Annotated in this window: 23 protein-coding genes and 1 pseudogene; 10 read left to right on the forward strand and 14 right to left on the reverse strand. The window is 71.5% G+C overall.

Annotation, left to right across the window (positions count from 1 at the left end):
• Nucleotides 1-37: 37 nt before the first annotated feature.
• From F0U44_RS09025 to F0U44_RS09035, 3 genes and pseudogenes are all read left to right on the forward strand, one after another.
• Nucleotides 38-526: pseudogene (locus F0U44_RS09025) on the forward strand (RNA polymerase sigma factor); the annotation flags it as partial.
• Nucleotides 513-1,229 (forward strand): hypothetical protein, encoded by a 717-nt coding sequence (locus tag F0U44_RS09030; RefSeq protein WP_149727972.1) that lies wholly within the window; start codon nt 513-515, stop codon nt 1,227-1,229. The pseudogene F0U44_RS09025 and the gene F0U44_RS09030, both read left to right, overlap by 14 nt.
• A gap of 38 nt (nt 1,230-1,267) precedes the next feature.
• Nucleotides 1,268-1,921, forward strand: coding sequence for a hypothetical protein (locus F0U44_RS09035; RefSeq protein WP_149727973.1), 654 nt, complete (start codon nt 1,268-1,270; stop codon nt 1,919-1,921).
• Between the two features lie 6 nt (nt 1,922-1,927).
• Here F0U44_RS09035 and ilvD read toward each other — a convergent pair whose 3' ends face one another.
• Entirely contained in the window at nt 1,928-3,610 is a 1,683-nt protein-coding gene (gene ilvD / locus F0U44_RS09040) for a dihydroxy-acid dehydratase (RefSeq protein ID WP_149727974.1), read from the reverse strand.
• 146 nt (nt 3,611-3,756) lie between these two features.
• On the opposite strand from ilvD, the gene F0U44_RS09045 reads away from it, so the two are divergent.
• The gene (locus tag F0U44_RS09045; protein ID WP_149727975.1) at nt 3,757-4,068 is read left to right on the forward strand and encodes a hypothetical protein; all 312 of its coding nucleotides are present in this window, start codon (nt 3,757-3,759) and stop codon (nt 4,066-4,068) included.
• On the opposite strand, the gene F0U44_RS09050 is transcribed toward F0U44_RS09045, so the two are convergent.
• A complete protein-coding gene (locus F0U44_RS09050) occupies nt 4,051-6,897 on the reverse strand; it encodes an ATP-binding protein (RefSeq protein ID WP_149727976.1) in 2,847 nt (948 codons plus the stop codon). The genes F0U44_RS09045 and F0U44_RS09050 overlap by 18 nt on opposite strands.
• Before the next feature lie 169 nt (nt 6,898-7,066).
• Between F0U44_RS09050 and F0U44_RS09055 the strand changes: the two genes are divergently transcribed.
• The gene (locus F0U44_RS09055; RefSeq protein WP_149727977.1) at nt 7,067-8,992 is read left to right on the forward strand and encodes a hypothetical protein; all 1,926 of its coding nucleotides are present in this window, start codon (nt 7,067-7,069) and stop codon (nt 8,990-8,992) included.
• A 220-nt stretch (nt 8,993-9,212) separates the two neighbouring features.
• Nucleotides 9,213-10,310: a calcium-binding protein gene (locus F0U44_RS09060; protein WP_149727978.1), complete on the forward strand. Its 1,098-nt coding sequence runs from the start codon at nt 9,213-9,215 to the stop codon at nt 10,308-10,310.
• Nucleotides 10,311-10,319: 9 nt separating this feature from the next.
• Here F0U44_RS09060 and F0U44_RS09065 read toward each other — a convergent pair whose 3' ends face one another.
• Nucleotides 10,320-10,778, reverse strand: a complete 459-nt coding sequence (locus F0U44_RS09065) for an SRPBCC family protein (RefSeq protein WP_149727979.1) — start codon at nt 10,776-10,778, stop codon at nt 10,320-10,322.
• A gap of 1 nt (nt 10,779) precedes the next feature.
• Complete coding sequence (locus F0U44_RS09070; RefSeq protein WP_149727980.1) at nt 10,780-11,871, reverse strand: WD40/YVTN/BNR-like repeat-containing protein; 1,092 nt, start codon at nt 11,869-11,871, stop codon at nt 10,780-10,782.
• Nucleotides 11,872-11,982: 111 nt separating this feature from the next.
• Between F0U44_RS09070 and F0U44_RS09075 the strand changes: the two genes are divergently transcribed.
• From F0U44_RS09075 to F0U44_RS09090, 4 genes are all read left to right on the forward strand, one after another.
• Nucleotides 11,983-12,840, forward strand: a complete 858-nt coding sequence (locus F0U44_RS09075) for an EamA family transporter (protein WP_223163632.1) — start codon at nt 11,983-11,985, stop codon at nt 12,838-12,840.
• Between the two features lie 150 nt (nt 12,841-12,990).
• Complete coding sequence (locus F0U44_RS09080; RefSeq protein WP_149727982.1) at nt 12,991-13,206, forward strand: hypothetical protein; 216 nt, start codon at nt 12,991-12,993, stop codon at nt 13,204-13,206.
• A gap of 25 nt (nt 13,207-13,231) precedes the next feature.
• Nucleotides 13,232-14,161 carry an alpha/beta fold hydrolase gene (locus F0U44_RS09085; RefSeq protein ID WP_149727983.1) on the forward strand — a complete coding sequence of 310 codons (930 nt, stop codon included), beginning with the start codon at nt 13,232-13,234 and terminating at the stop codon, nt 14,159-14,161.
• A gap of 41 nt (nt 14,162-14,202) precedes the next feature.
• Complete coding sequence (locus F0U44_RS09090; RefSeq protein WP_149727984.1) at nt 14,203-15,324, forward strand: PQQ-dependent sugar dehydrogenase; 1,122 nt, start codon at nt 14,203-14,205, stop codon at nt 15,322-15,324.
• Here the strand turns inward: F0U44_RS09090 and F0U44_RS09095 are convergent.
• From F0U44_RS09095 to F0U44_RS09140, 10 genes are all read right to left on the reverse strand, one after another.
• Nucleotides 15,321-16,229 (reverse strand): metallophosphoesterase, encoded by a 909-nt coding sequence (locus F0U44_RS09095; protein ID WP_149727985.1) that lies wholly within the window; start codon nt 16,227-16,229, stop codon nt 15,321-15,323. The genes F0U44_RS09090 and F0U44_RS09095 overlap by 4 nt on opposite strands.
• A 10-nt stretch (nt 16,230-16,239) precedes the next feature.
• Entirely contained in the window at nt 16,240-17,052 is an 813-nt protein-coding gene (locus tag F0U44_RS09100) for an ECF transporter S component (RefSeq protein WP_438616483.1), read from the reverse strand.
• Nucleotides 17,049-18,701, reverse strand: a complete 1,653-nt coding sequence (locus tag F0U44_RS09105; protein WP_149727986.1) for an ABC transporter ATP-binding protein — start codon at nt 18,699-18,701, stop codon at nt 17,049-17,051. Before F0U44_RS09105 ends, F0U44_RS09100 begins: the two co-directional genes overlap by 4 nt.
• A complete protein-coding gene (locus F0U44_RS09110; RefSeq protein WP_149727987.1) occupies nt 18,701-19,810 on the reverse strand; it encodes an energy-coupling factor transporter transmembrane component T in 1,110 nt (369 codons plus the stop codon). The genes F0U44_RS09105 and F0U44_RS09110 overlap by 1 nt, the downstream gene beginning before the upstream one ends.
• Entirely contained in the window at nt 19,807-20,691 is an 885-nt protein-coding gene (locus F0U44_RS09115) for a hypothetical protein (RefSeq protein WP_149727988.1), read from the reverse strand. Before F0U44_RS09115 ends, F0U44_RS09110 begins: the two co-directional genes overlap by 4 nt.
• 9 nt (nt 20,692-20,700) lie before the next feature.
• The gene (locus F0U44_RS09120) at nt 20,701-22,053 is read right to left on the reverse strand and encodes a prenyltransferase/squalene oxidase repeat-containing protein (RefSeq protein WP_149727989.1); all 1,353 of its coding nucleotides are present in this window, start codon (nt 22,051-22,053) and stop codon (nt 20,701-20,703) included.
• Between the two features lie 215 nt (nt 22,054-22,268).
• On the reverse strand, nt 22,269-23,762 hold the full coding sequence (gene gatB, locus F0U44_RS09125; protein WP_149727990.1) for an Asp-tRNA(Asn)/Glu-tRNA(Gln) amidotransferase subunit GatB: 1,494 nt from the start codon (nt 23,760-23,762) through the stop codon (nt 22,269-22,271).
• The gene (gatA, locus tag F0U44_RS09130; protein ID WP_149727991.1) at nt 23,759-25,291 is read right to left on the reverse strand and encodes an Asp-tRNA(Asn)/Glu-tRNA(Gln) amidotransferase subunit GatA; all 1,533 of its coding nucleotides are present in this window, start codon (nt 25,289-25,291) and stop codon (nt 23,759-23,761) included. The genes gatB and gatA overlap by 4 nt, the downstream gene beginning before the upstream one ends.
• Entirely contained in the window at nt 25,288-25,587 is a 300-nt protein-coding gene (gene gatC, locus F0U44_RS09135) for an Asp-tRNA(Asn)/Glu-tRNA(Gln) amidotransferase subunit GatC (RefSeq protein WP_149727992.1), read from the reverse strand. The genes gatA and gatC overlap by 4 nt, the downstream gene beginning before the upstream one ends.
• Nucleotides 25,588-25,642: 55 nt before the next feature.
• Nucleotides 25,643-26,206: a VOC family protein gene (locus F0U44_RS09140; RefSeq protein WP_149727993.1), complete on the reverse strand. Its 564-nt coding sequence runs from the start codon at nt 26,204-26,206 to the stop codon at nt 25,643-25,645.
• Nucleotides 26,207-26,217: the final 11 nt, after the last annotated feature.

Genomic DNA, 26,217 nt, shown 5'->3' on the forward strand with positions numbered 1-26,217 from the left:
ACGACGAGCAAGGGCAGGTGACCGGGACGCCTTCGCGCACCTGGTCGCCCGGCACGGTGCTGCCGCGACCCGGGCGGCGGCGTGGTTCGGGGCCGGTCCCGACGCTGACGACGTGGTGCAGGAGGCGTTCGTGAAGGCCTGGCAGGCGCTCGACCGCTTCCGCGACGGCGCTCCCTTCCGACCCTGGCTCGTGCGCATCGTAGCCAACCAGACCCGCAACACGGTGCGCGGTCGCGGTCGTCGCGACGCTCTTGCCCTGCGAGCGCTCGATCTGCGCGACGGCCCCGACCCGCTCCTCGACGTCGTCGCCGCGGAGCGCCAGCGGCGGCTGGCCGACGCGCTCGCCACCCTCCGGCGACCGGAGCGCGACGTCGTCGTCTGCCGGTGGCTGCTGGGACTGAGCGAGTCCGAGACGGCGACCGCGCTCGGCATCCCGGCCGGCACCGCCAAGTCCCGGGCGTCCCGGGCCCTCGCCCGCCTTCGCACGGTGCTGACCGACCTGGAGGAGACCCATGATCGAGCATGACCTGGCGTCCCTCGCCGAGCGCATCGCGCCCGATGTCGCCGAAGACCTGACCGAGCAGGTACTCGCCCGGATCGACGAGCAGCGCGCCACCTCCCGCCCAAGCCCGCAGCGCGTGCGCGCACTCGTCGCCACCGGACTGGCTGCTCTCCTCGCGGCGTCGTTCCTCTCCCCGCAGGTGCGGGCCTTCGCCGCCGACCTCCTCGACGTCTTGGGCGTGCCCGGCGTCGAGGTGTCCTCGGAGACGCCGGACGCGCCCGAGGAACCCCTCGCTCCCCTGCCCGACCCCCGCGAGACCACGCTCGCCGAAGCGCAGCGAAAGGTCGGCTTCCGGCTCGGCGTCCCCGATCGCCTCGGCCCGCCCGACCAGGTGCTCGTCGTCGACGGCGGCCGCGTCGTCACCATGTCCTGGCAGGAGGGCCGGATCCTGCTCGACCAGTTCGCGGGTCACCTCGGCCCGGTCTTCGAGAAGCAGGTCGGCGTGCTCGAGGTCGAACAGGTCCGGGTCGGTGGTGCGCCCGGCTGGTGGTTCGGCGGCCCGCACGACCTCACCTACGTGGACGCCGACGGCCGAGAGCTCACGGCGACCGCTCGGCTGGCCGGCCGCACCCTGGTGTGGGACGCCGGCGCCGGGGTGACGTTCCGGCTCGAGGGCGAGCGGCTCGACGTCGCCGGAGCGCTTCGGATCGCACGCTCCGTGCGGTGACGCGGGAACCGACCGGGGCCGAGCGGGGTAGTCGGTGCATGAAGACCCTCGTGCGATCGGCCTGCGTCGCCGTACTCCTGATCCTGCTCGCTGTGCCGGCTCCGCCCGCCACCGCCAAAGGTCCCGTCGAGGTCGCCGTGGCGGGGCCAGGCGTCCACACGACCTTGTCGTTCACCCGGTCCGCCGGCCAGGTGGACCTCCAGACGCTGGGTGAGGCGTCCCGCGTCTACGACCTCTACGGAACCAACCGACCCGCGTCGGCGCCGGACGTTGCCGAGGAGGATCTCGGCGCCCAGTACGTGCTGACGTGGGACATGGGTGAGGGCCCGATCGTCCAGCACGCCTACCCGTTCGCCGAGGGCGGCGCGTGGGTCCACTTCCTCCCTGACCAGGAGCTCTTCGGCCACCCGGTCGCCGACGGCTGGTCCTCGGCGCCCGGCCTCACCGACCAGTTCGTCGCGCTCGGCGCGGCAGCGGAGCCCGTCGACCTCGCTCCGGCCCAGGAATCGGCCCAGGAAACGGCCCAGGAGCCGGCGCTCGCGACGGTCGCGCCCGAGCCCACCCCGGTCGCCGCCGAGGCGGCGGAGGCCGACGACGGGTCGTCGTACGACGTCGCCCTGCCCGCCGGCCTCGGACTGCTGGCCGTGCTGGGCGTGGGCGGCGTCGTGCTGTGGAGGCGGCGCCAGGCCTGAGGTGGGTCAGCCGGTGACGGCGCCGACCGCGGCCGACTGCACCGTCTTGGCGTACTTGCCGAGGACCCCGCGGGTGTACTTCGGCGGGTTGGGCTCCCAGCCCACCTGGCGGCGCTCCAGCTCCTCGGGCTCGACACCGAGCTCGAGGGTGCGGTTGGCGACGTCGAGGGTGATCGGGTCACCGTCACGGACGAACGCGATCGGGCCGGCGTCGACCGCCTCGGGGGCGATGTGGCCGACGCAGAGGCCGGTCGTGCCACCGGAGAAACGACCGTCGGTCACGAGCAGGACGTCCTTGCCCAGGCCCGCGCCCTTGATCGCGCCGGTGATGGCCAGCATCTCGCGCATGCCGGGACCGCCCTTGGGGCCCTCGTAGCGGATGACGACGACGTCGCGGGGCTTGATCGCACCCTCGGCGAGGGCGTCGAGCGCAGCCCGCTCGCCGTCGAACACCCGGGCGGTGCCGGTGAAGACGGACTCGTCGAAGCCGGCGCTCTTCACGACCGCACCCTCCGGGGCGAGCGTGCCGCGCAGGATGGTCAGGCCACCGGTCTTGTGGATCGGCTTGTCGAGCGCGCGGATGATCTCGCCGTCGACGTCGGGCGGGGCGATGTCGGCGAGGTTTTCCGCCATCGTCTTGCCGGTCACGGTGAGGCAGTCCCCGTGCAGGAGGCCGGCGTCGAGGAGCGCCTTCATGACGACGGGAATGCCGCCGATCTTGTCGACGTCGTTCATGACGAAGCGGCCGAAGGGCTTGAGGTCGCCGAGGTGCGGGACCTTGTCGCCGACCCGGTTGAAGTCGTCGAGGGTGAGGTCGACCTCGGCCTCGCGCGCGATGGCGAGCAGGTGGAGCACGGCGTTGGTCGAGCCGCCGAGGGCCATCGTGACGGCGATGGCGTTCTCGAACGCCTCCTTGGTCATGATCTGGCGCGCGGTGATGCCGCGGCGCAGCAGTTCGACGACGGCCTCGCCCGACTTGTGTGCGAAGCCGTCGCGGCGGCGGTCGACGGCCGGCGGGGCGGCCGAACCGGGCAGAGACATGCCGAGGGCCTCGCCGATGGAGGCCATCGTGTTGGCGGTGTACATGCCGCCGCAGGCGCCCTCGCCGGGGCAGATGGCCCGCTCGATCTTGTCGACCTCCTCGCGGGTGATCTTGCCCGCCAGGCAGGCGCCGACCGCCTCGAACGCGTCGATGATCGTCACGTCCTTGCCGTCGACGTTGCCGGGCATGATCGAGCCGGCGTAGAGGAAGACCGAGGCCAGGTCGAGCCGCGCGGCCGCCATCAACATGCCGGGCAGCGACTTGTCGCAGCCCGCGAGCAGCACCGAGCCGTCGAGCCGCTCGGCCATCATCACGACCTCGACGGAGTCGGCGATGACCTCGCGCGACACGAGCGAGAAGTGCATGCCCTCGTGGCCCATCGAGATGCCGTCGGAGACGGAGATGGTGCCGAACTCGAGGGGGTAGCCACCGGCGGCGTGCACGCCGTTCTTGACGGCCTTCGCGAGCCGGTCGAGCGACAGGTTGCAGGGCGTGATCTCGTTCCAGCTCGACGCGACGCCGATCTGGGACTTGGCGAAGTCGTCGTCACCCATGCCTACCGCGCGGAGCATGCCTCGGGCGGCGGCCCTCTCGAGGCCGTCCGTGACGTCGCGCGAGCGGGGCTTGATGTCGGGGGCTTCGGTCATGGCTCGAGCGTAATGGCCGCCTCCGAGCCACCCTGCCCGGTCCCGCACTTAGATACGTAGCGACCACGGATGTACGGCGCTCCCCTGGCAACCAGTCTTTGAGTGCACCACCAGAACACTTTCCAAGACAGCGGGGGGACGCGACCGTGACCACACTTCTCATCAGCCTCGATCTCGACCCCGTGCGCGCGGACGAGGTGGTCAGGCTGCTGAGAGGCGAGATGGCGCCCTGGATGCGCCAGCAGACCGGCTACCTCACCAGCCACTGGTTCCTGGCCGACGACCGGCAGCACTGCACGATCACGGTCGAGTTCGAGGACCGCCCCCAGGCCTCCGACGTCGCCCAGGCGACCCTCGCCCTGCCCTCCAACACCGACCGCAGCTGGAACGTCGGCCGGGTCGAGATCGTCGACGACCTCGGCCTCGCCCCGCGGCCCGGGTTACGCCTCGAGGGATAGGTGGGCCCCGAGCTCCCCGCGGTCGTTGGCACCGGTGCGCTGGAGCAGCCGGGCGACGTGGGTCTCGACCGTGCGGACCGACAGGAACAGCCGGTCGGCGATGGCCTTGTTGGCGAGTCCTTCGACGACGAGCTCCATGACGTCGTACTCACGGGCGGTGACGCCGAGGGCCTGCAGGTGCGCAGGGACCCGGTCGCTCCCGACGGCACGCCGGGGTACGGCGATGCCCGCCTCGCGCATGGCGACCCGGCACGCGGAGGCGGCCTCGGTCTGGCCGTAGTCGACGAACCCGTCCAGCGCCTGCCGGAACCACTGGTCCGGCGCACCCCAGCCGTCGGCGGCAGCCGCTCGGGCGACCAGCGCTCGGGCGTGGAGCTCCATCCACGGCTCGCGACCTCCGAAGGGCCACTCGGCGTCGGCGAAGACCTGCGCGGCCTGTTCCTTCTCCCCCGTGCGCCCGAGCACGATCGCGTCGGCGCAGCGCAGCACGAAGTGGTTGTAGGGAGCGTTGGCCTGCGGTCCGTTGCGGATCGCTTCCCGTGCGGCCGCTCCCCCGTCGCCCGAGCGGTCCAGGACGGTGTCGAGCAGCGCCCAGAGCCCGCGGGTGGAGAACGGGAGCGAGCGGAAGTGCTCCGCAGCGGCGACGGCCGACGCCCAGTGGTCGAGGGCCTCGTCGTAGCGACCGCGCGTGAGCGCGACCGGTCCGAGCACGTGGCCGGGGATGCCGACCGCCAGCATCGCGGGGTCGTGGGGCACCTCGTGGGCGCGCGCGAGATCGGCGGCCATCGCGTCGTCGTCGCCCTGGAGGCCGTGCGTCAGCGCGCGGACCATGTAGGCGACCGAGAGGTCGGGGAGCCGGAGCCGGCCCATCATCTCGACGGCGTTCTCGATCGCGGCCATCGCGTCGTCGAGCTCGAAGTAGCGGGTCCGCAGCATGTTGAGGTCGAGCTCGACGCGGGCCGCGGTCGCGATCGCGCCCGCTGACAGGGCAGCCGTGCGGGCCGCCACGAGCCGGTCGCCGGTCGGCCGCCGCCGGATGATGTCGAGGGACCCGAGGAGCGCGAGCAGCCGGCACCGCCACAGCACGAGGCCGCTCCGGTCGGCGAGGCGGAAGCCCTCCTCGAAGGCCTCCTCGGACTCGATCACGTCGACGCCGCGCGCGGCGCGGCCGATGATCTCCCACGCCTCGCACGCGACCTCGGGCCGGTCGGAGCCGACCTCAGCGAGCGCCGCCCGCGCCCGCTCCTCGGCTGCTCGCTCGTCCTCGCGGCCCAGCGCGAGTCGCGCGGAGAGGACGTGGTGCAGCGCGGGGTCGCCCGCCGCCAGAGCGAGGGCCTCCTCGGCCTCGTCCCAGCGTCCACCCGCGAGCAGGGCGCGCGCCAGCCGGAGCCGGAGCCGCCCGAGCCGCTCCTCCGCGTCGGTCCGGTCCTGGAGGTCCTCGATCAGGGCGTCGGCCGTGGCGATCGCGCGAGGGATGTCGCCCGCGAGCGCGTGCACCTCGAGCTCGGCCTCGCGGATCTCGATGTCGAGGTCACCACCGCGCTCTGCGAGAGCAGCGCCCTTCGCCAGCGCCTCCTGGGCGCTGGTGAGCGCGCCGCGGACGGTCGCGCTGCGCGCTGCCGCGAGCCAGTGCTCTGCTGCTCGCTGGTCGTCGCCCGCGGTCTCGAACAGCTCGGCCAGGGCCTGCGCGTCTCCCTCGCCGTCCCCGCCGCCCGCATCGACCGCCGCCGCGAGCGCGCCGGCCAACCGCCGGCGGTCGGGCGGCAAGACCGTGGAGAGGACGGCCTCGCGCGTCAGGGCGTGCCGGATGGCGAAGCCGTCGCCCGCGGGCACGACCAGGCGCTGCTCGCGCAGGTCGCGGATCGCGGAGGCGACGGCGCGGTCGTCGAGCGCGAGGGCGGTGCCCACGACCTGCCAGTCGAACTCGGTCCCGAGCAGGGCTGCCGCCTCCATGACCTCTCGCGCCACGGGGGTCACGGCGCTGAGGCGGGACTCCACCGACCGTGCGAACGACGGCGGCACGGTCGCCGACAGCTCGGCCCCAAGGCGCCAGCTCCCGTCCTCGTTGACGAGCGCGCCCGAGGACTGCAGGTCGGCCAGCACCTCCTCGACCAGGAGCGGGAACCCCGCCGAGAAGCGCAACACCCAGTCCGTCAGCTCATCAGGGGCGGCCTGGTCGAGGCAGGCGCCGAGCATCTCGCCGACCTCGCCGGTGTCGAGCGGTTCGAGCGCGAGCACCCGGGCCGCGCCACGGGTGTGCAGCGCGTCGAGCAGCTCGGCCACCGTCGGCGCGTCGTGGGGGCGGGTGGTCGCGACGACGTCCAGCGGTACGTCGCGGACGTTGTCGGCGACGTACTCGAGGACTCCGAGCGTCTCCGGGTCGGCCCAGTGCAGGTCCTCGATCAGCAGCAGCACGCCGGGGCCACCGATCGCGGCGGCCAGGCGCAGGAGCGCCTCCCCGACCAGCATGACCGAGGAGCCGCCGTCGTCAGGTGCGGTGCCGAACTGCGGGGCGAGCCGCCCCAGGGCGGGGAGGTACGGCGCCAAACGCCTGTCGTCCGGCACCGAGCCGGTCCGCAGCCAGGCCAGCAGCGCCTCGCCGAGCGGGCGCATCGGCATCGGCGCGGACGAGCGGACCGCTCGACCGGCGAGCACGGCCATACCGGCCTGCTCCGCCTCGGCGACCACCGTCGCAGCCAGCCGGGACTTGCCCACGCCGGCCTCTCCGCGCAGCACCCAGACGCCGCCGTGACCGGCTGCTGGCTGGAGGAGGGCATCCCGGAGCTGCGCCATCTCGGCGGCCCGGGACACCAAGACCGGACAACGCACGCGCTGATCGTAGAGGGCGACCACCGAGCTGGCTCGCGATGACTACGTAGTCGGCGGAGTTGGTTGCGTAGTGCATGCGGATGTGGGGCACCCCCGTCACCGACGACTGTTGAGGCACTCCACCAACGGGCCACACCCCCCAGCTCGGTCCACCACGAAAGGCAGTCCCATGCGCAAGCAGATCCTCGGTGCCACCGCCGCCATCCTCGGCGCGAGCGCCTTCTCGATCGGACTTCCGGCAGCCCCCACCCACGGCGTCGCCTGGAAGGCCTCCACCGCACTCCCCTTCCCCGCCGGCACGGTGAGCGAGGTCGAGGTCATCTCGACCGGTGACGGCGACGCCGTCGCCGCCGCGATCGTCAACGGCGGGGTGCTCGCCACCACCGCGGTCGACGGGGTCTGGAGCGGCTATGCGCAGGTCCGCGTGCCCGTCAACGCCAGCGGGCTCGCGATCGCCGCCAACAACAGCGGCGACGTGGTCGTCGGCTGGAAGGAGGAGATCTCAGGTGACACCCGCTTCGTCACCAGCCGCCAGACCGGCCCGACCACCTTCGGTGGCCTCCAGTACCTCACCCCCGGCAACGGCGCCGACGTCGTCGGCAACCCCGAGCTCGGCATCACCGGCGGCCGCAAGGTCATCGTCGCCGCCACGATCGACGACGTCGACGACGACATCGACAACCAGCTCGTCGTGACCGAGGCCGCCGAGGGTGCCAACCCGGGCACGCCGAAGATGATCTCCGCCTCTGACTCGTGGAACCCCTCCCTCGACGTGAACCAGAAGGGTGAGGCGCTGCTGGCCTACACCTACACCGGGCTGGTGACCGACGTGGTGAGCGTGGCTCGACGCAGCGCCGCCGGCGTGTGGAACCTCGGCAACAGCACCCACAACTCCGGTGACGTCGCCGCCTACCCCGACGTGGCGCTCAGCGACAACGGCCAGGGCCAGGTCGTCTTCGCCGTCGTCAAGAACGGCTTCTACGTCGCCGAGTCCAGCCGGATCCTGCCCAACGGCACGGTCGAGAACGCCGACTCCATCTCGCCCCTGGACGAGTACGTCTACGAGGTGAGCGTCGACATCAACGCCACCGGCTCCGCGCTCTTCACCTGGGTCGCGAAGCAGAATGGCCTCGCCCGGATCCGCTACGCGACCGCGGCCGACCAGGCCGACCCGGCCCCGTCGCAGCTGCTCCTCGGCGCCAACGTCGACTTCACGACGCCGACCGCGCGCATCGCGGACAGCGGCCTGAAGGTCATCCAGTACTACACCGCCGGCTACGTCACCACGCAGTACCGCACCGGCAGCGTGCAGCCGTGGGTCTCCTCGTCGACCGCCAGCGGCTTCTCCCCCGGGCACAGTGTCGATGTCGATGCGGCAGGCAACGCCGTGTCGGTCGCCTTCAAGCCCAGCAACGCCACCGGACGGTTCCTCGACGCCGTCGGCCCCGTCATCACGATGGACGCCCTGCCCATCAACATGCTGGTCAACCCGCCGCTGCCGATGACGACGTTCGGGATCAGCTGGGACATGTCGGACAGCCTCTCGGGCATCCCCAGCAGCGACGTCTACACGACCACGGCTAAGTGGAACGAGGCCAGCCACGGCAACCCCTACGTGATCGTCAACGACGTCAACGGATCCGAGGCCGCTGTGCCGTGGATGCTCGGTACGACGTACTGCCTGCAGGTCCGCCCGACCGACAGCGCCGGCAACTCCACCACCACCGACAAGCAGTGCACGACCATCCCGCTCGACGACCGCGCCCTGGTCGGTGACGGCTGGAACGAGACCGTGCAGACCGGCAACTTCCGCAACACCCTGCTGACCACGACCAAGCACGGCCGGACCCTCACCCGGACCGGCGTCAAGGCCAAGCGACTGGCCCTGGTCGTCCGCAAGAGCGAGAACAGCGGCTCGGTGAAGGTGACCTTCGGCGGCGAGGTGCTCGGCACCTTCAGCCTCAAGGGCGCCGGCAAGAAGAAGGTCATCGACCTCGCCTCCTACGGCACGGTCAAGACCGGCACCCTCAAGATCCAGGTCACCAGCGCCGACGGCAAGCTCGTCAGCATCGACGGCCTGGTGGTCGCCAAGTAGGGCGCAGCTCGGGACCCGTGCGGCCGGCCCTGTGGGGGCCGGTCGCACGGCTGCGTCGTACGTCGAGCACCCGGGCGGCGAGGCGTAGCGTCGTGCTTGTTCGCCTGCGATTGAGGAGTATCTGAGAGACGCTGACCGCATGCGCTCCCGCGTCGCGACCGCCTCTCTCGCTGCCGGACTACTCCTCGCAGCGTGCCCAGTGGCAGCCACATCCTCACCGGTGAGATCGAGCGAGCCGAAGAAGTGCGGCGGGCAGGTCGTCACGGTCGATCTCAACGACCCTGACGCACCCGACCCGCTCCGTTCCGAGTCCGACGTCGTGCTCGGAACCGTGGCCAACGACTCGATCGCCACCGGCCCGGGCGACGATGTGGTGTGCGGGGGCCTCGGTGGCGACGGGATCAACGGTGGACTTGGCGACGACGTCCTCATCGGCGGGCCCGGCGATGACTTCCTGTCGGCCGGGGCCGGAGACGACCTGTATCTCGGAGGGCCTGGGAAGGATGTCGCGAGCTTCGAGTTCGCGGTCGCCCCGGTCGAGGTAGACCTGCGTCTCCGGGGTCCACAGGACACCGGTTGGGGGGCGGATACCCTCCATGAGGTCGAAGGAATCATCGGTTCGGACAACTTCGCCAACCGCCTTGTCGGCGATGCCTCGGACAACTACCTCCACGTGTTCAACTCCGAAGACAACGATCTTCAAGGTCGTGGCGGTGACGACAGCATCTTCGCCGGTGGAGATGTCGGGCGAGGCGGGGCCAACGAGTTGTGGGGTGGCCGCGGAGACGACAACGTGCATGCGGGTGGAGGGACGGACCGGGTGTTCGGCGGGCCCGGCGACGACGTCCTCTGCGGTGGGACTGGTGTCGATGTGGCCGGGGGCGGGCCTGGGAACGACGTCCTCTCCTCGTGCGACTGGCTCGGACACCCGGGCGACCAGGTCTATGGCGGGGCTGGCAACGACCTCTTGCGGTCGGCTGAGGGTGACGAGGTGCTGGTGGGTGGCGATGGGTTCGACGAGGTGCGGTACACCTCGTGGACCGGCCTGGGAGCCACCGTGGACCTGGCGCTCCGTGGTCCTCAGGACACGCGCGCTGCGGGGATCGACCACTTGGTCGGCATCGAAGGACTGATCGGGACCGACGAGGGTGACGTCCTGCTCGGCGACGACGGACCCAACGCCCTCGCCGGCGGTCGAGGCCCCGACCTGCTCGATGGACGGGGCGGCGTGGACACCTGCGACGGGGGCGGTGGCGTGAACGAGATCGTCGGCTGCGAGGAAACGCCGGAGTCGAGTACGCCGGCCACGGCACGTTGAACTGGTCGGTCAGCCCGCCTCGGCCACCGACTTCAGGGACGCGAGGCCCTTCTCGAAGTCCTTTCCGACGAACTTGTCCATCGGCACGACCTTGGTGATCACGGCGAAGAGGCCCTTGGTCACGCCCCGCATGGACCAGGTCACCTGGGTGCCGCCGTCGACGGGGAGCAGCTCGAAGGACACCTCGTTCTCCGCGGGGAAGGGCTTCTCGAAGTGCAGCATCAGGTCGACGCGCTGGTCCTCGGCGTGGGTGATCTCCATCGACCCCACGCCGGCCTTCTTGTTGCCGGACCACGCGTAGGACGCGCCGACCCCCGAGGTCGGACCGGAGTAATCGCGCTTCAGATCGGGGTCGAGGTCCTCCCACGGCGACCAGTCGCGCCACTGCCGGAAGTCGACGAGGTGGGCGCGCACCTGGGCCGGTGGCGCGTCGACGTAGACCGACTTGGCGACCTCGTAGGCACCCACCTCAGCCCTCCCAACTGCCGGCCTTGACCGACATCACGTCGGGCAGGTTGCTGACCACCTCGCGCCAGGTCGTGCCGTCATCGGTAGACGCCCACACCGAGCCGTTGCGCGCGCCGAAGTAGATGCCAGCGGGATCGCGCCCGTCGGCACACATGGCGTCGCGCATCACGCCGACGTAGAACGCCTCAGGGAGTCCCTCACCGTTGGCCGTCCAGGACTCACCGGCATCGTCGGAGCGCCACACCCGGGCCTGGCCCGCCGGTGGGTAGCGGCCCTCGGCGCCACCGGCCAGCGGGAAGACGTAGATCGTGTCGGGCCGGTGCGGGTGCACGACGATCGGGAAGCCGAAGTCGCTCGGCAGGTCGTCACCGATCGAGGTCCACGAGCCGCCCTCGTCATCGGAGCGGTAGACCCCGCCGTGGTTCTGCAGGTAGAGCCGTTCGGGGCGATCGGGGTGGCGGGTGACCTTGTGCACGCACTGCCCGAACTCGGGGTAGCGCTGGTCCTCGGGGAGGAAGTCGGCTCGGATGCCCTGGTTGCGTGCGGTCCACGAGCCGCCGCCGTCGGTGGTCTGGTAGACCCCGCCGGTCGAGATCGCCGCGGTGATCGAGTCGGGGTCGGTGGGGTGTGGGAGGACCGTGTGGAACGCCTGGCCGCCGAAACCCTCGCCCCACTCCGGTCGCTGCGGGTGGTTCCACAGCCCTTCTTCGAGGGCGAACGTCAGCCCTCCGTCGCGGGACGTCCACACGGCGCCGGGCTCGGTGCCGGCGTGGAGCACGCCCTCACCGGCCCCCGGGACGATCTGCCAGATCCGCTCGACGGTCGCCCCAGCGCCCTCGGGGAACTTGATGCCCCCTCCCGGTGTCTCGTGCCAGGTCTCCCCCAGGTCGTCCGACCATCGGATCTGGGGGCCGAGCCAGCTCGACGAGGCACCGGCGAACAGCCGCGGGGTGGCGCCCCGGGTGTCGACGAGGCAGGAGTAGACCTCCTCCATGTCGTGGTGCGGGCCGCTCCACGACCAGTCCTCGCGGCGGTCGTCGGACCGACCGACCCAGAGCCCCTTGCGGGTGCCGACCATCAAGATGGTGCCCATGTACGTCTCCGATCCCGTTGCCTGCTGCGGCGCCTGCGCGCGGCTGTCTCCTAGATTGACCCGGTGACGCCCACGATGTCATCGGCCTCCGACACACCAATGTCACCGAGGATGTCGACGAGGACCACGGCGATCGGACTCGTCCTGATCGGCATCGCATCGGTGCAGTTCGGCGCCGGGTTCGCCAAGAACCTCTTCGACGACGTCACGCCGACCGGACTCGTGTGGCTCCGCCTGACGTCCAGCGCTCTCCTGCTCCTCGCGATCGCCCGGCCGCGCCTGCGCGGCCGGAGCCGGGACGACTGGCTGGTCGTGCTCGGCTTCGGTCTGTCGCTCGGCCTGATGAACTGGGCGTTCTACCAGTCGTTCAGCCGGATCCCGATCGGCATCGCCGTCACGATCGAGTTCACGGGACCGCTCATGGTCGCGGTGCTCGGCTCCCGCCGAGCCCGCGACCTGGCGTGGGTCGGGCTGACCGCCGTCGGCGTGCTGCTGCTCGGCGTGGAGCGCGTCGACCTCGACCTGGTGGGCGTGCTCTTCGCCCTCCTCGCCGGCGCCTGCTGGGCCGGCTACATCCTCCTCAGCGCCCACACGGGCCGACGCTGGGAGGGCCTCGACGGCCTGGCCGTCGCGAGCGTCATCGGCGCTCTTCTGCTCACGCCGGGACTGGCGCTCACCGACCGGGCGCCTCTCACCGAGACCCGGATCCTGCTGCTCGGCGCAGCCGTCGGGCTGCTCTGCTCCGTGATCCCCTACAGCTGCGAGCTTGTCGCGCTGCGGCAGCTGCGTCCGGCGCTTTTCGGGATGCTGATGAGCCTCGAACCGGCCGCGGCCGCACTCGCCGGCCTCCTCGTGGTCGGCGAGCACCTCAGCGCGATCCAATGGCTCGCCATCGCGTGCGTGGTGGTCGCGAGCGGGGGCGCTACCCGGTCGAGCACCGCCGCCGACCTGCCGCCGGCCGCTGGTTGAGGCGCGCGGCGGGGTGGTGCCCCTCGAACCGGCACCTTCCACTCAGCATGTTTTAACCGAAGTGTCACGCTCCGCTGATGCTTCGGTAGTCCATCGGGACTACTTTGGGCCTTACCCCCCCAACACCCCCGGAGCAATGCCATGACCCCCATGAGCCAGCTCGTCCGCATCGGACAGACCATCTCGGAGTGGCCCGTCTCGTCCCAGCAGCAGGCCCGTCGCAACGCGATGGTCGCCCTGACTGACTGCGCACGCAGACGTGCCGAGCGCGAGGACGTGGCGTCGTACCTCGCCGAAAGAGCATCCCGTCACGCCGAGCCGGACGTGACGCCCGCCACCGAACCAGGGGTGTCTCTGCACGCCTGACCCGCGGCTCGGGCACAATCCCAGCATGCCCATCTCCGCCCACGCCGCCGCCGAGACCGAACTGGTGTCGTTCCACGACATCATGTCCGACGACGGGACCCACGTCCGCGCGTGGACCAACGACCCCGAGGGACTGATCGACGGGCCGACCGTCGTGCTCTGCAACGGCCTCGGCACCAACGCCTACATGTGGCCGGCCCTGCTCGACCCGGGTTGCGGCGTCCGCGTCGTCTCCTGGAACCACCGCGGGGTGAGCGGCTCGGAGCGACCGGCCGACCGCAGCCACGTCGAGATCGAGCACTTCGTCGAGGACGGGCTCTCGGTCATGGACCACTTCGGCATCGACCGGGCGGTCCTCATGGGCTGGTCGATGGGCGTCAACACGATGTTCGAGCTCGCCGTGCGCCACCCCGAGCGCGTCGCCGGCCTCTTCGCCGTCGCGGGCGTGCCGGGCGACACGTTCCGGACGATGCTCGCGCCGCTGCGGCTGCCCCACCAGGTCGCGCGGTTGATCACCATCAACGCGTGCCGCGTCGCCAAGCTGACCGGCTGGGCCGTCAGTCCGATCACGACCCGGCTCCCGATCGGCCCGAAGGCCGTCGCCCTCCTCTCCCACAGCGGCTTCATGCTCCCCGTCGCCGACCCTGAGCTCACGGCGTTCGCCATCGAGGAGTTCATCAGCACCCCGGTCGAGTGGTACGCCCACATCGCGCTCGGCACCTCCAAGCACGCCCGGGTCTCGTTGAGCGGGATCGAGGTGCCGGCCCGCTTCGTCGCAGCGAAGTGGGACGTCCTCGCGGGTGCGCGCGACATGTTCTCTGCGGCCGCCCGGATGCAGGAAGCCGACTACGTCGAGCTGCGGGCCTCGCACTTCCTCCCGCTCGAGCAGCCGGAGGTCGTGCACGAACTGCTGCTGGAGTTCCTCGAGAAGGTCGGGGTCCGGGCCGCCGCCTGAGTGGTCCTGGCTGAGCAGTTCGCTTGGGTAGTTTGGGCGGCATGATCGCCCACAGCGCGACCGCCGCCCTCCTCGCCACGACCGCGCTGCTTTCCGGCTGCGGTGACGACGCCCCCTCGTCGACCAGCATGCCGTCGGGGTCCGCCGCGATGCCGACCGCGACCTCCAGCTCGACGCCGGGCGCCGAGCCCGCGGTCGTGGACACGGTCGCGACGGGCCTGGCGGTGCCGTGGGGACTCGACTTCCTGCCCGACGGCCGGGCGATCGTCACCGAGCGGGACACCGCCCGTGTCCTCGCGATCACCCCGCCCGCCGACAGCGGCGAGGGCGGCGAGGTCGTCGAGGTCGGCCGCGTGCCCGAGACCGCGGCCCAGGGCGAAGCAGGGCTGCTCGGCGTCGCCGTCTCCCCCGACTTCGAGACCGACCACCTCCTCTACTTCTACGTCTGCACCTCCGACGACAACCAGGTCGTGCGAGCGACCCTGGAGGGCGACGAGCTCGGTCCGACCGAGCCGATCCTCACCGGGATCCCCAACGGCTACATCCACGACGGCGGCCGCCTCGAGTTCGGCCCCGACGGCTACCTCTACGTGACGACCGGCGAGACCGGCGAGGACCAGCTCGCCCGCGACCGCGACGGCTACGCCGGCAAGATCCTGCGGATCACCCCCGACGGCGACCCGGCACCGGGCAACCCGTTCGACGACGAGGTGTGGTCGTGGGGCCACCGCAACGTGCAGGGCCTCGCCTTCGACGGCGACGGACGGCTGTGGGCCAGCGAGTTCGGCTCCGACACCTTCGACGAGCTCAACCTGATCGAGGCCGGCGACGACTACGGCTGGCCGGTGATCGAAGGGGTCGGCGGCGACCCGAGCTACCACGATCCGCAGCTCACGTGGCCGACCGACCAGGCGTCCCCGTCAGGGCTGGCCTACCTTGACGGCGAGCTCTGGATGGCCGCCCTGCGCGGGGAGCGGCTGTGGCGGATCCCGGTGGACGGGGCGAGTGCGAGTGAGCCGACGGCGTACTTCGAGGGTGACTTCGGCCGACTCCGCACCGTCGCGGTCGCGCCCGACGGCCGGTTGTGGCTCACGACCAGCAATCTCGACGGTCGGGGCGAGCCGGTCGACGGGGACGACCGGATCCTCATCGTCGAGCCCTAGGGCCGGTTGAAGTCGGAGTCCTTGCGGCTGAGGATGTCGCGTCGCTCTTCCGGCGAGAGCGCGTCCACCGCGGCGCGCATCTCTTCGGGCTGACCGCTGATCTCGGGAGCCTCGGCGAGCGGCACCACCGTATGCACGATGCGGTCGTCGTAGACGTGCACGGTGTTGAACGCCTGGTGGCCGTCGACACCGGAGATCAGCCGGTCGACCGGCGCCGGGTCGGTGGTGTAGCAGCTCGCTGACGCGACCGAGACCGGGACGCCGGCGAAGGTCGAGTAGGACGTGTAGTGGAAATGGCCGCCGAGGATCTGGCGTACGTCGCTGCCCTCGACCACCGCTGCGAGCCGGTCCTGCTCGAGCAGCTCGAGGATCGCGCCCACCTCGATGGTCGGCAACGGGATCGGTGGGTGGTGCATCGCGAGGATCGTGCCGTGCTCTGCCGGCGTGCTGAGCACGTCGCGCAACCAGTCGAGCTGATCGTCGGCGAGCTCGCCGTGGTGATAGTTCGGGACGGTGGTGTCGAGCGCCACGATCCGGAGTCCACCGAGGTCGTAGACCCGGTCCTGCGGTCCGTCGTCGTCGGAGTCGAAGAGGCCGCGGGCGTAGGGCGCCCGCTCGTCGTGGTTGCCCATCACCCACACGACCTGCGCGCCCAGCGCCGCGGCAGCCGGCTCGACCAGGGCGCGGAGGCGGGCGTAGGCCTCGGGCTCGCCCTTGTCGGCGAGGTCGCCGGTGAAGACCAGCGCCTGCGGGACCGGGTCGAGCCGCCTCAACCGGTCGAGAGCGAGGACGAGACCGCTCTCCGGCTCCACGACGCCGTACTGCTTGGCGCCACGGGCGAGCAGGTGGACGTCGCTGAGGTGGGCGACAGTGAATCGGGGGGCGGGGTACTGGCCGTACTGCACACGCCAGACGCTAGCGCCGCTCCACCCTCGCTCGCCGCGCCGCGCGCCGCAGGGTCGTGAGGACGGCCGGGCCCAGGAGCCCGATCGCGAGCGCGTTGGTGATGGCGCGACCGGTGTCCCAGCCGCCGGTGGACGTCAGCAGCGTGTAGAGGACGAACCGGTGCAGGTTCTCGAGCAGCGGCGCCCCCGGCGCGTAGGACAGCTCGGTGGAGTCCTGGCCGGGCACCTCGACGCCGAGGATGAACGGCCAGCCCCACAGGTTCATGAGCAGCCCGTAGGCGTAGGCGGCGAGGATGCCGTAGCCGATGAGCATCGCGATCTCGCGGCGACCGGTGACGCGGCGCGGCAGCAGGCCGGCGAACATCCCGACCCAGCCGGCCACGAGCATCTGGAAGGGCAGCCAGGGACCGACGCCAGCGGTCATCAGCGCTGACGCGAAGAGCGAGGTGCAGCCCAACACGAAGCCGAAGCCCGGCCCGAAGACCCGGCCGCCGAGGATGAGCAGGAAGAAGACCAGCTCGAGGCCCGCCGTACCGGCGCTCACACCGCGTAGTACCGCGTTGACCGCGCTCAGCACCCCGAGGATCGCGAGCACGCGCGCGTCCATGCCGCCCTCGCTGATCTCGGCCAGCACCACGGCCAAGATCACCGGCAGCAGGCCGATGAAGACGAACGGCGGGTCGACCCGCTGGTCCGGGTTGGCGTCGAGGATCAGCGGCCAGGCCAGCATCATCAGGCCGATCAGCGAGGCGAGGGCCAAGACGACCGCCGACCGCAGTCGCAGGGGTACGGCGACCTGCCCGCCCACCTCCACCGAGCTCACGGGGTCACCTCTGCCGTCCCCGCTGCCGCGAGAGCCGCAGCGACCTCGTCGACGCGCAGCCAGTCGGGTCCGAGGATCTTGGTCACCTGCGGCGCGAAGGCCGGGGACTCAGCGATCACCTCGCGCACCGGTCCGAGCGACACCACCTCGCCCTCGGCCAGCACCACGATCGCGTCGGCCACCTGGGCCACGAACTCCACGTCGTGGGTCGCGACGAGGATCGCGCGCCCCTCGGCAGCGAGGTCACGCAGCACCTCGGCCAGCGCGTGCTTGCCCGGGTAGTCGAGGCCCCGCGTCGGCTCGTCGAGCAGCAGCACCGGAGGACCGGCCGTCAGGACGATCGCGACCGCGAGCGCGAGCCGCTGCCCCTCGGAGAGGTCGCGTGGGTGGCCGCCATCGCTGATGCCGGGGGTCAGCCGTTCGAGAAGTCCCTTGCAGGTGCCGGCGGGGGCGTTGGCGGTCACGTCCGCCGCGGAGCACTCCTGCGCCACGGTCTCGAGGTAGAGGAGGTCGGCCGGGCTCTGCGGCACCAGCCCCGTCCGGCGGCGCCGGGCGTCCGGCTTGAGCTGGTGCGGGTCGTCGCCCGCCACCCGCACCGTGCCGCGCATGGCCGCATGGCGACCCTGGAGCGCCCACAGCAGCGTCGACTTCCCCGCTCCGTTGCGCCCCATCAGCGCCGTCACCGTGCCGCGCTCGAGTGTCAGGTCGACGTCGCGGAGGGCCGGGGTCGATCCGTGCGCGACCGTCAGCCGTCGTACGTCGACCGGGGTTTCGAGGCTCGTCGCTAGCGCTCCTCGCACCTCAACCACCGGTTCCGCTGGTTGAGGTGCGAGCGCAGCGAGCCTCGAAACCAAGGCTCCCGACCGCCGGCGCGCGTCCCGCACGGTCAGCGGGAGCGGCGACCAGCCGGCGAGCCGACCGAGCTCGACGATCGGGGGCGCGATGGGCGCTTCGATGAGCAGCTCGGCCGGATCCCCGACGGTGACCTGGCCACCAGGGCCGAGCAGGCAGAGACGGTCGGCGAACGGCACGACCCGCTCGAGCCGGTGCTCGGCGACGAGGACGGAGACGCCGAGGTCGTGGACCAGGCGGGTGAGCGTGGCGAGCACGTCCTCGGCCGCGGTCGGGTCGAGCGCGGAGGTCGGTTCATCGAGTACGAGCAGTCGGGGATGGGTCGAGAGCACCGAGCCGATCGCGACCCGTTGTTGCTGGCCGCCCGAGAGGGTGCGGAGGTCGCGGTGACGCAGGTCGGCGATGCCGAGCAGGTCGAGGGTCTCCTCGACCCGGCGACGCATCGTCGGGGCGGCGAGCCCGAGCTGTTCCATGCCGAAGGCGAGCTCCTCCTCGACCGTGTCGGTGACGAACCACGCCGGCGGGTTCTGGCCGACGTAGCCGACGACGTGCGCGCGCTCCCGCGCGGGGAGCTCGAGCACGCTCGCCCCGTCGATGACCAGGTCGCCGGTCAACGTGCCGCCCGTGAACGCCGGCACCAGGCCCGCCATCACACCGAGCAGGGTGGACTTCCCGACGCCCGTAGGACCCGCCAGCAGCACCAGCTCGCCGTGGTCGACGGCGAGGTCGACATGGTCGAGGACAGGTCCGACCCTGGAGGTGCCATAGGTGAACGTGACGTCGCGCAGCTCGAACATCAGGCAGCCACCTGATCCGGTGCGGCACCCGGAGCCAACCGGTTCAGCACGGTGAGCGGCGGCGGCGCGACGAAGACGGGCACCAGGCCGACGAGGATCGCGGCGAGCGCACCGATGCTGATGGTCGGGGAGACGTTCACGCTCGGGTAGGCGACGAGCGGCTCCCAGCGCTGCACCGCCCACAGCCCCGCGCCGACCGCGACGCCCGAGAGCGCGATCACCACCTCGGGGAGGCGCCAGCGCTCGGGTCGGTACCGCGTGCGCTCGACCCGGCGGCCGGCGAGCACGAAACCACCGAGCGCCGCAGCGACGCCGACGGCGAGCATCGGCCACGCCAGCAGTCGCGGGGCGGAGGAGTCGAGGAAGGCGTAGACGCCGACGCAGATGCCGGCCAGGCCCAGGATCATCAGGCCGCCGGTGCTGCGGCGCTGCGATGCAGTCGCGGCGCCGCTGCGGCCGTAGCCGCGAGCGTCCATCCCCGCGGCCAACGCGAGCGACCGTTCGAAGGCGTCCTCGAGGATCGGGACCAGGAGACGGCGCAGCCCGCGGACCCGGCCGCGCTCGCCGCCGCGCAGCTGCTGGGCCGCGCGCACCCGGCGGGCGCTGTCGGCCAACTGCGGGATGACGGTGATCGCCACGACCATCGCCGTACCGATCTCGTAGAGCGCGGGCGGCAACGACCGCATCAGGCGCTTGGGGTTGGCCAACGCATTGGCCGCGCCGACGGCGATGAGCAGGGTCGCGAGCCGCAGCCCTTCGTAGAGCGCGGCGAGGAGCTCTTGCCGGCTGAAGGGACCGATCAGGCTGATGCCAGCCGCCCAGTCGGGCAGCGGGATCTCGGGGAGCGACAGCAGTACGTCGCCGGCATCGTTGCCGCCGACCAGGATGCGGAAGGCGACGCGGACCACCAGCACGATCAGGCCGAGCCACAGGTAGAGCCGGAAGGACCGCGACCAAGGCTGGTCGCCCCGGCACGCGAAGACCGTGAGCGTCGCGATGGCAAGAAGGAGACCGAGGAGGAGCGGGTTGGTCGTGCACGAAGCGCCGACGGCGAGGCCGACCGCCCAGCACCACCAGGCGACGGGGTGGAGGTCCCGCGCCAGCCTCATGCCGGCGGACCGCTCCGCTCGCGTCGACGGAGGAGGACGACCAGGCCTGCGGCGCCGAGCGCGACGGCCGCGAGGCCCAGACCGATCCACGTCGGGAGCGATCCCCCGTCGTTGGCCGCTGACTCGGTCGGCCGCTCTCCGGGTGGGCCGGCCGTGATTTCCGCAGCGCCGGGGACCGTGCTGCTGCCGGTCGGGGTCGCCTTCGACGACTCGGTCTTCTCCCTGTCCGACTTGGTCGGGTCGGAGGTCGGCGTCGTGGCCGCGGACGAGGTGGCCTCGGAGGTCGGTGCCGTCGTGGTCGTCGAGCTCGACGTGCCGCCGTTGCCGCTGCTGCTGTGCCCGCCCGGGCTACCGCTGTTGGTGTGCGACGGCTGCTGGGACGGCGACTCGGTCGCCTCGTGCGGCGTCGGGATCACGTCGGGCGCCTGTGCACGCCCCGAGCCCTCGTGCCAGGAGAACGCGAGGTAGCCGCCGTCGGGCACCTCCAGGCCGCCGACGCCCTGGTTGGAGAAGACCCACCGGCCGCTCTCGCCGTCGGACCACCACAGGCTCCAGAAGGAGTCGTTGGCCAGGCACGGCCGGTCGGTCGGCAGGCCGGTCACGCGGCAGACGTAGCCCGGCTGACGGGGTTCGTATTCCAGCGCGAAGCCCGCAGCGGGAAACACCGCGGCCGCGGACTCGCCGCCGCCGTTGGGGTCACAGCCGGCGCGGGTCGGGCCACCGATCTCGTTGTAGTCGACGATCACGGTGACCCCGTTGTCGCCCGGACAGGCAGCGATCGCGGCCGCTGGGGCCGCAGCGGCCGGGGCCGCGGGGGTGGCGAGGAACCCGGCGGCCGCGACCAGCATGGTCGCCGCCACCGGATCGAGGATCCTGCGCACCCCCACGCGTCAGCCCGCGACGATCGTGTCGGAGGCCGTGTCGTTGGCCGTCAGCACCTTGACCTCGCGCTCGCCCTTGGGCTTGCGCACGGTGATGCGGACGTAGACGGGGTCGCCCTCGGCGCCACCGACGGCTGCGACCGTCTTGCGGCCGATGCCGACACAGGCACGCTCGCCCGGCGCCAGGCCGTCGACCTTCACCCGGACCTTCGACCCGACGGAGACGTGCTCGGGGGCGTCGACCGCCAGCGCGACATGGGTTGCAGGCGCGTGCGACAGCGCCGGCAGCGCCTGCGCCTCGACGGTCTGCCACTGCCCGGCGACGAGCGCGCCGATGCCGTCAGCGCGACCGGCCTTGAAGGCGGCCTTGTCGTAGGCGACCGCGCCGCGCTCGTGGGCGAGGCCGTGGTCGCAGGAGCGGCCGGGCACCTGCAGCTTGCGCAGCCAGACAGCCGCCTTGCGAGCAGCGCGCTCGCGACCCTCGATCCCGAAGGCCCAGCCGCCGAGACCGGTGCTGTTGGCGTTGACGATGCCGTTGTCGTCGGCGAGGCCGCCGCCATCGGTCTGCCAGTCGGCGAGCCAGCCGGTCGCCTTGTTGATCGCCGTGTTGAGGGCGGGGTCGCCCGCGGCGAAGTCGTGAAGCAGGATCACGACGAACGCGGTGGCGTCGGGTCCGGCCGGGTTGCACGCGTCGAAGTACGTCGGGAAGTGGCCGTCGCTGCACTGCTGCGAGACCAGGAAGTCGACGGCGGCCGCTGCCTTCGGAGAGTCGACGGCGAGGAGGCCTCGCGCCGCCCAGATCTGGCCGAACACGTTGGCGTAGTCGCAGGCAACCGGCGCCTCGAGCGGGCCGCAGTACTGCGGAACCGCGTCGACGTCGGAGATCCGACCGCTCTCGGTGACCATTGACTCCATCCGGTCGACCAGGTCGATGCCGCCGAACGTGGTCGGGTCGGCGTCGCCGGCGAGGTCGCTGGCGAAGGCGAGCAGCTTGCCGGTCGGTCCGGCGTAGTAGTCGCCGGGCCCACCGAAGTCGGCGCCGGTGATGTAGGAGTTGGCCGAGCCCTCGAGTGCGTCGGCGATGCGCGAGAGCAGCCGGGTGCGACCGACGGCGTCGAGCGCGTAGGCCGCCTCGACAGTGCCGCCGTAGTCGACGTAGGGAACCGGGTCGCCGGTCGTGAAGTCCGCGTAGGCCGCGTGCAGCAGGCCGTCGTCGAGCCGGCCGTTGAGCCATCCGGCGCCGACCGCCTGGGCCGTCTTGTCGGTCTCGTCGTGGGCCTGGGCCGGGGCGGCCAGACCTGCCGCGAGCAGCGAGCCGCCGAGCGCGGCTGCGCCGATCCGGCGAAGCGTGGAGCTGAACATCGTGTTCCTTCCCGCTGCAGCAAGGGGGTGGGAACCGTCAGACGGCCCGACCCACTGCTCTCCGCGACAGCGTGCACGTCAGGACGCTCCGCGACAGGTGCTCCGGCTCGCCGTACTCCTGTCCGAACGCAGGAGTGCGGCCCACGGTTGCGGGTCAGCGCCGGAATCTGACCGGCTTCCCCCGCCTCGGGCGTATTGGATTGATCTCCCGCAGCCTAGCTGAGCTTCTCCAGGATCAGCTCACGCACCCGACCCGCGTCGGCCTGACCGCGGGTGGCCTTCATGACCGCACCGATGATCGCGCCGGCCGCGGCCTGGTTGCCGCCGCGGATCTTGTCGGCGATGTCGGGCTGGGCGGCCAGCGCCTCGTCGATCGCCGCGATCAGCGGGCCGTCGTCGGAGACCATGGCCAGCCCGCGGGCCGCGATGATCTCCTCGGGGGTGCCCTCACCCGCGAGCAGGCCGTCGAAGACCTGGCGCGCGAGCTTGTCGTTGATCGTCTTCGCGTCGACCAGCGCCTGCACCGCCGCGACCTGGGCCGGCGTGACACCGACATCAGCCAGCTCGACACCGGCGTCGTTGGCGCGGCGCAACAGCTCGGCGAGCCACCACTTACGGGCCGACTGGGGCGCGGTGCCCTCGGCAACGGTGGCCTCGATCAGCGGCAGCGCACCGGCGGCCCACACGTCACGCATCTCCAGGTCGGAGAAGCCGTATTCAGCCTGCAGTCGCGTCTTCTTGGCGGTCGGGTTCTCGGGCAGCGTCGCGCGCAACTCCTCGACCCACTCCCGCGACGGCGCCACCGGGACGAGGTCGGGCTCGGGGAAATAGCGGTAGTCCTCCGCGTCGGACTTCTCGCGGCCCGACGTGGTGACGCCGGTGTCCTCGTGCCAGTGCCGCGTCTCCTGGAGGATCGACTCCCCCGCGCCGAGCACCGCGGCGTGCCGCGACATCTCGTAACGCACCGCCCGCTCGACCGAGCGCAGCGAGTTGACGTTCTTGGTCTCCGTGCGGGTGCCGAGCACCCCGGAGCCCTTCGGTGAGAGCGACAGGTTGACGTCGGCGCGGATCGAGCCCTGCTCCATCCGCGCGTCGGAGACGCCGAGGGCCAGGATCAGGTCGCGCAACTGGCCGACGTAGGCCCGCGCGACGTCCGGAGCCTTCGCACCGGCACCGACGATCGGCTTGGTGACGATCTCGATCAGGGGGATGCCGGCGCGGTTGTAGTCGACCAGCGAGTAGTCGGCACCGTGGATCCGGCCGGTCGCGCCACCGATGTGGGTGGACTTGCCGGTGTCCTCCTCCATGTGGGCGCGCTCGATCTCGACCCGGAACGTCTCGCCATCGACCTCGACGTCCATGTAGCCCTCGAAGCAGATGGGCTCGTCGTACTGCGACGTCTGGAAGTTCTTCGGCATGTCCGGGTAGAAGTAGTTCTTCCGCGCGAAGCGGCACCACTCGGCGATCTCGCAGTTGAGCGCCAGCCCGATCCGGATGGCCGACTCGACGGCCTTGCCATTGACGACCGGCATCGCGCCGGGCAGGCCCAGGCAAGTCGGGCACACCTGGGTGTTGGGCGCGGCGCCGAACTCCGTCGGGCAGCCGCAGAACATCTTCGTGACGGTGTTGAGCTCGACGTGGACCTCGAGGCCCAGCGCCGGGTCGTAGGACGCCAGCACGTCGTCGAACGGGATCAAGGTTTCGCTCATCGGATCGTTCCGTTCTCGGGCACGGCCGGAGCCTTGTCGAGCAGGGGCCCGCCCCACTCGGCGGTGAGCAGCGCCTCGAGCGCCGCACCGACGCGGTAGCAGCGGTCGTCGGCCAGGGCCGGGGCGAGGATCTGGAAGCCGACCGGCAGCCCGTCCTCGTCGGCGAGACCAGCCGGCACCGAGATGCCCGGCACGCCCGCGAGGTTGGCGGGGATGGTCGCGAGGTCGTTGAGGTACATCGCGATCGGGTCGTCGAGCTTCTCCCCCAGCGCGAACGCCGTGGTCGGAGCAGTCGGCGAGACGAGTACGTCGACGCTCTCGAACGCTGCCTCGAAGTCGCGACTGATCAGCGTGCGCACCTTCTGGGCCTGGCCGTAGTAGGCGTCGTAGTAGCCGCTCGACAGGGCGTAGGTGCCGATGATGATGCGGCGCTTGACCTCGTCGCCGAAGCCGGCGTCGCGGCTGGCCTTCATGACCTCTTCGGAACTGGGGTTGCCCTCAGGCGTCACTCGCAGGCCGTAACGCATGGCGTCGAACTTGGCGAGGTTGGAGGAGCACTCCGCCGGCAGGATCAGGTAGTAGGCCGCGAGCGCGTGCACGAAGTTGGGGCACGAGACCTCGACGACCTCGGCGCCGGCCTTGACCAGCACGTCGACCGACTCCTGGAAGCGCGCCATGACGCCGGGCTGCCAGCCGTCTCCCGAGAGCTCGGAGATGACACCGATCCGGACGCCGGTCAGGTCGCCGGTCGCACCGGCGCGAGCGGCGTCGACGAGCGACGGCAGCGGCTGGTCGACCGAGGTCGAGTCGAGCGGGTCGTGGCCGCCGATCAGCTCCTGCAGGAGCGCGGAGTCCAGGACGGTGCGCGTGACGGGGCCCGCCTGGTCGAGGCTGTTGGCCAGCGCGACCAGGCCGTAGCGCGATACCGCGCCATAGGTCGGCTTGACGCCGACCGTGCCGGTCACCGCGCCGGGCTGGCGGATCGAGCCACCGGTGTCGGTGCCGATCGCGAGCGGCGCCTCGAACGCGGCGACGGCCGCAGCCGACCCACCACCGGAACCACCCGGGATCCGGGTCTGGTCCCACGGGTTGCGGGTCGGGCCGTAGGCGCTGTGCTCGGTGGAGGAGCCCATCGCGAACTCGTCCATGTTGGTCTTGCCGAGGATCGGCAGACCGGCAGCCTTGATCTTGCGCACGACGGTGGCGTCGTAGGGCGGGATCCAGCCCTCGAGGATCTTCGAGCCACAGGTCGTGGGCAGACCCTGGGTGGCCAGCACGTCCTTGACGGCGATCGGCACGCCGTCGAGGTGGTGCAGCGGCGCGCCGGCGGCGCGGCGCTTGTCGGACGCCTCGGCTGCGGCGAGCGCGCCCTCAGCGTCGACGTGCAGGAACGCGTGGACTCCCGCGGTCGCATCGCCGTCGACCGCAGCGATGCGGTCGAGGTGCGCCTGGGTGAGCTCGACGGAGGTCACCTCGCCAGCGGCGAGGGCGTCGGCCAGCTCGGCGGCCGTCTTCTTGATCCAGCTCACTGCTCGTCCCCCAGGATCCGCGGCACGCTGAAGCGCTGGTCCTCGCTCGCCGGAGCGCCCGACAGGGCCTGCTCGGCCGTCAGGCACGGCGCCGGGACGTCGTCGCGGAAGACGTTGGTGAGGGGAATCGGGTGGGACGTCGGAGGGACGTCGTCACCGGCAACCCCACGGATGGAGGCGACCGACTCGAGGATCACGTTGAGCTGGGGGGCCAGATGGTCCAGCTCGGCGTCATCGAGGTCGATCCGGGCGAGATCGGCCAGGTGGGCCACCTCGTCGCGGGAGATCTCGGGCATGGGGGTCAGTCTAGGGAGCGCACGAGGCCGCACCCGAATCGGACGGCCCGCGTGATCAGGGCGCCCTCAACACGCAGAACTCGTTGCCCGACGGATCGGCGAAGTGGCGCCACGGCAGGTCGCCCCAGTCGAAGTGGAGCTCCTGGCCGCCGTGGTCGGCGATCCCGCGTGCGACCTCGTCTGCGTCGTCCCCTGCCTCGAGCCGCAGGTCGAGGTGGATCCGGTTCTTGGCCGCCCCCTTCGGCTGGTCTTCGGGGACCAGCTCGAGCACGGGACCGTTGCCGGACGGGTGCTGGAGACCCCGGATCTGCGAGTCTTCGGTCGCCACCCAGCCCGTCAGCCACTGCCAGAAGGCTCGGTCGCGGTCGGGGTCGGCGGCGGCGAGGCGAATCGCCACGAGGTCGGGTCCTCGGACCTCAAGGTGCAGGCGTTCCGGCTCGACCGGCTCCTCGGGCACACGTTGGAAGCACAGATCGAGGACCGGACCGTCCGGGATCGCCAGCCGGGTCTCGTAGCCCTCGTACTGGTCAGTGAGCGTCTCCGTGCCGAGAGTGGCCTCCCACGAGCGGCCGAACGTCTGCGGGTCGACCGCGTCGAACACGATGTTCTCCAGATACACGCCGCCAGCGT

Origin of the sequence: Nocardioides humilatus (assembly GCF_008373755.1) — a bacterium.
Lineage (GTDB): Bacteria > Actinomycetota > Actinomycetes > Propionibacteriales > Nocardioidaceae > Nocardioides > Nocardioides humilatus.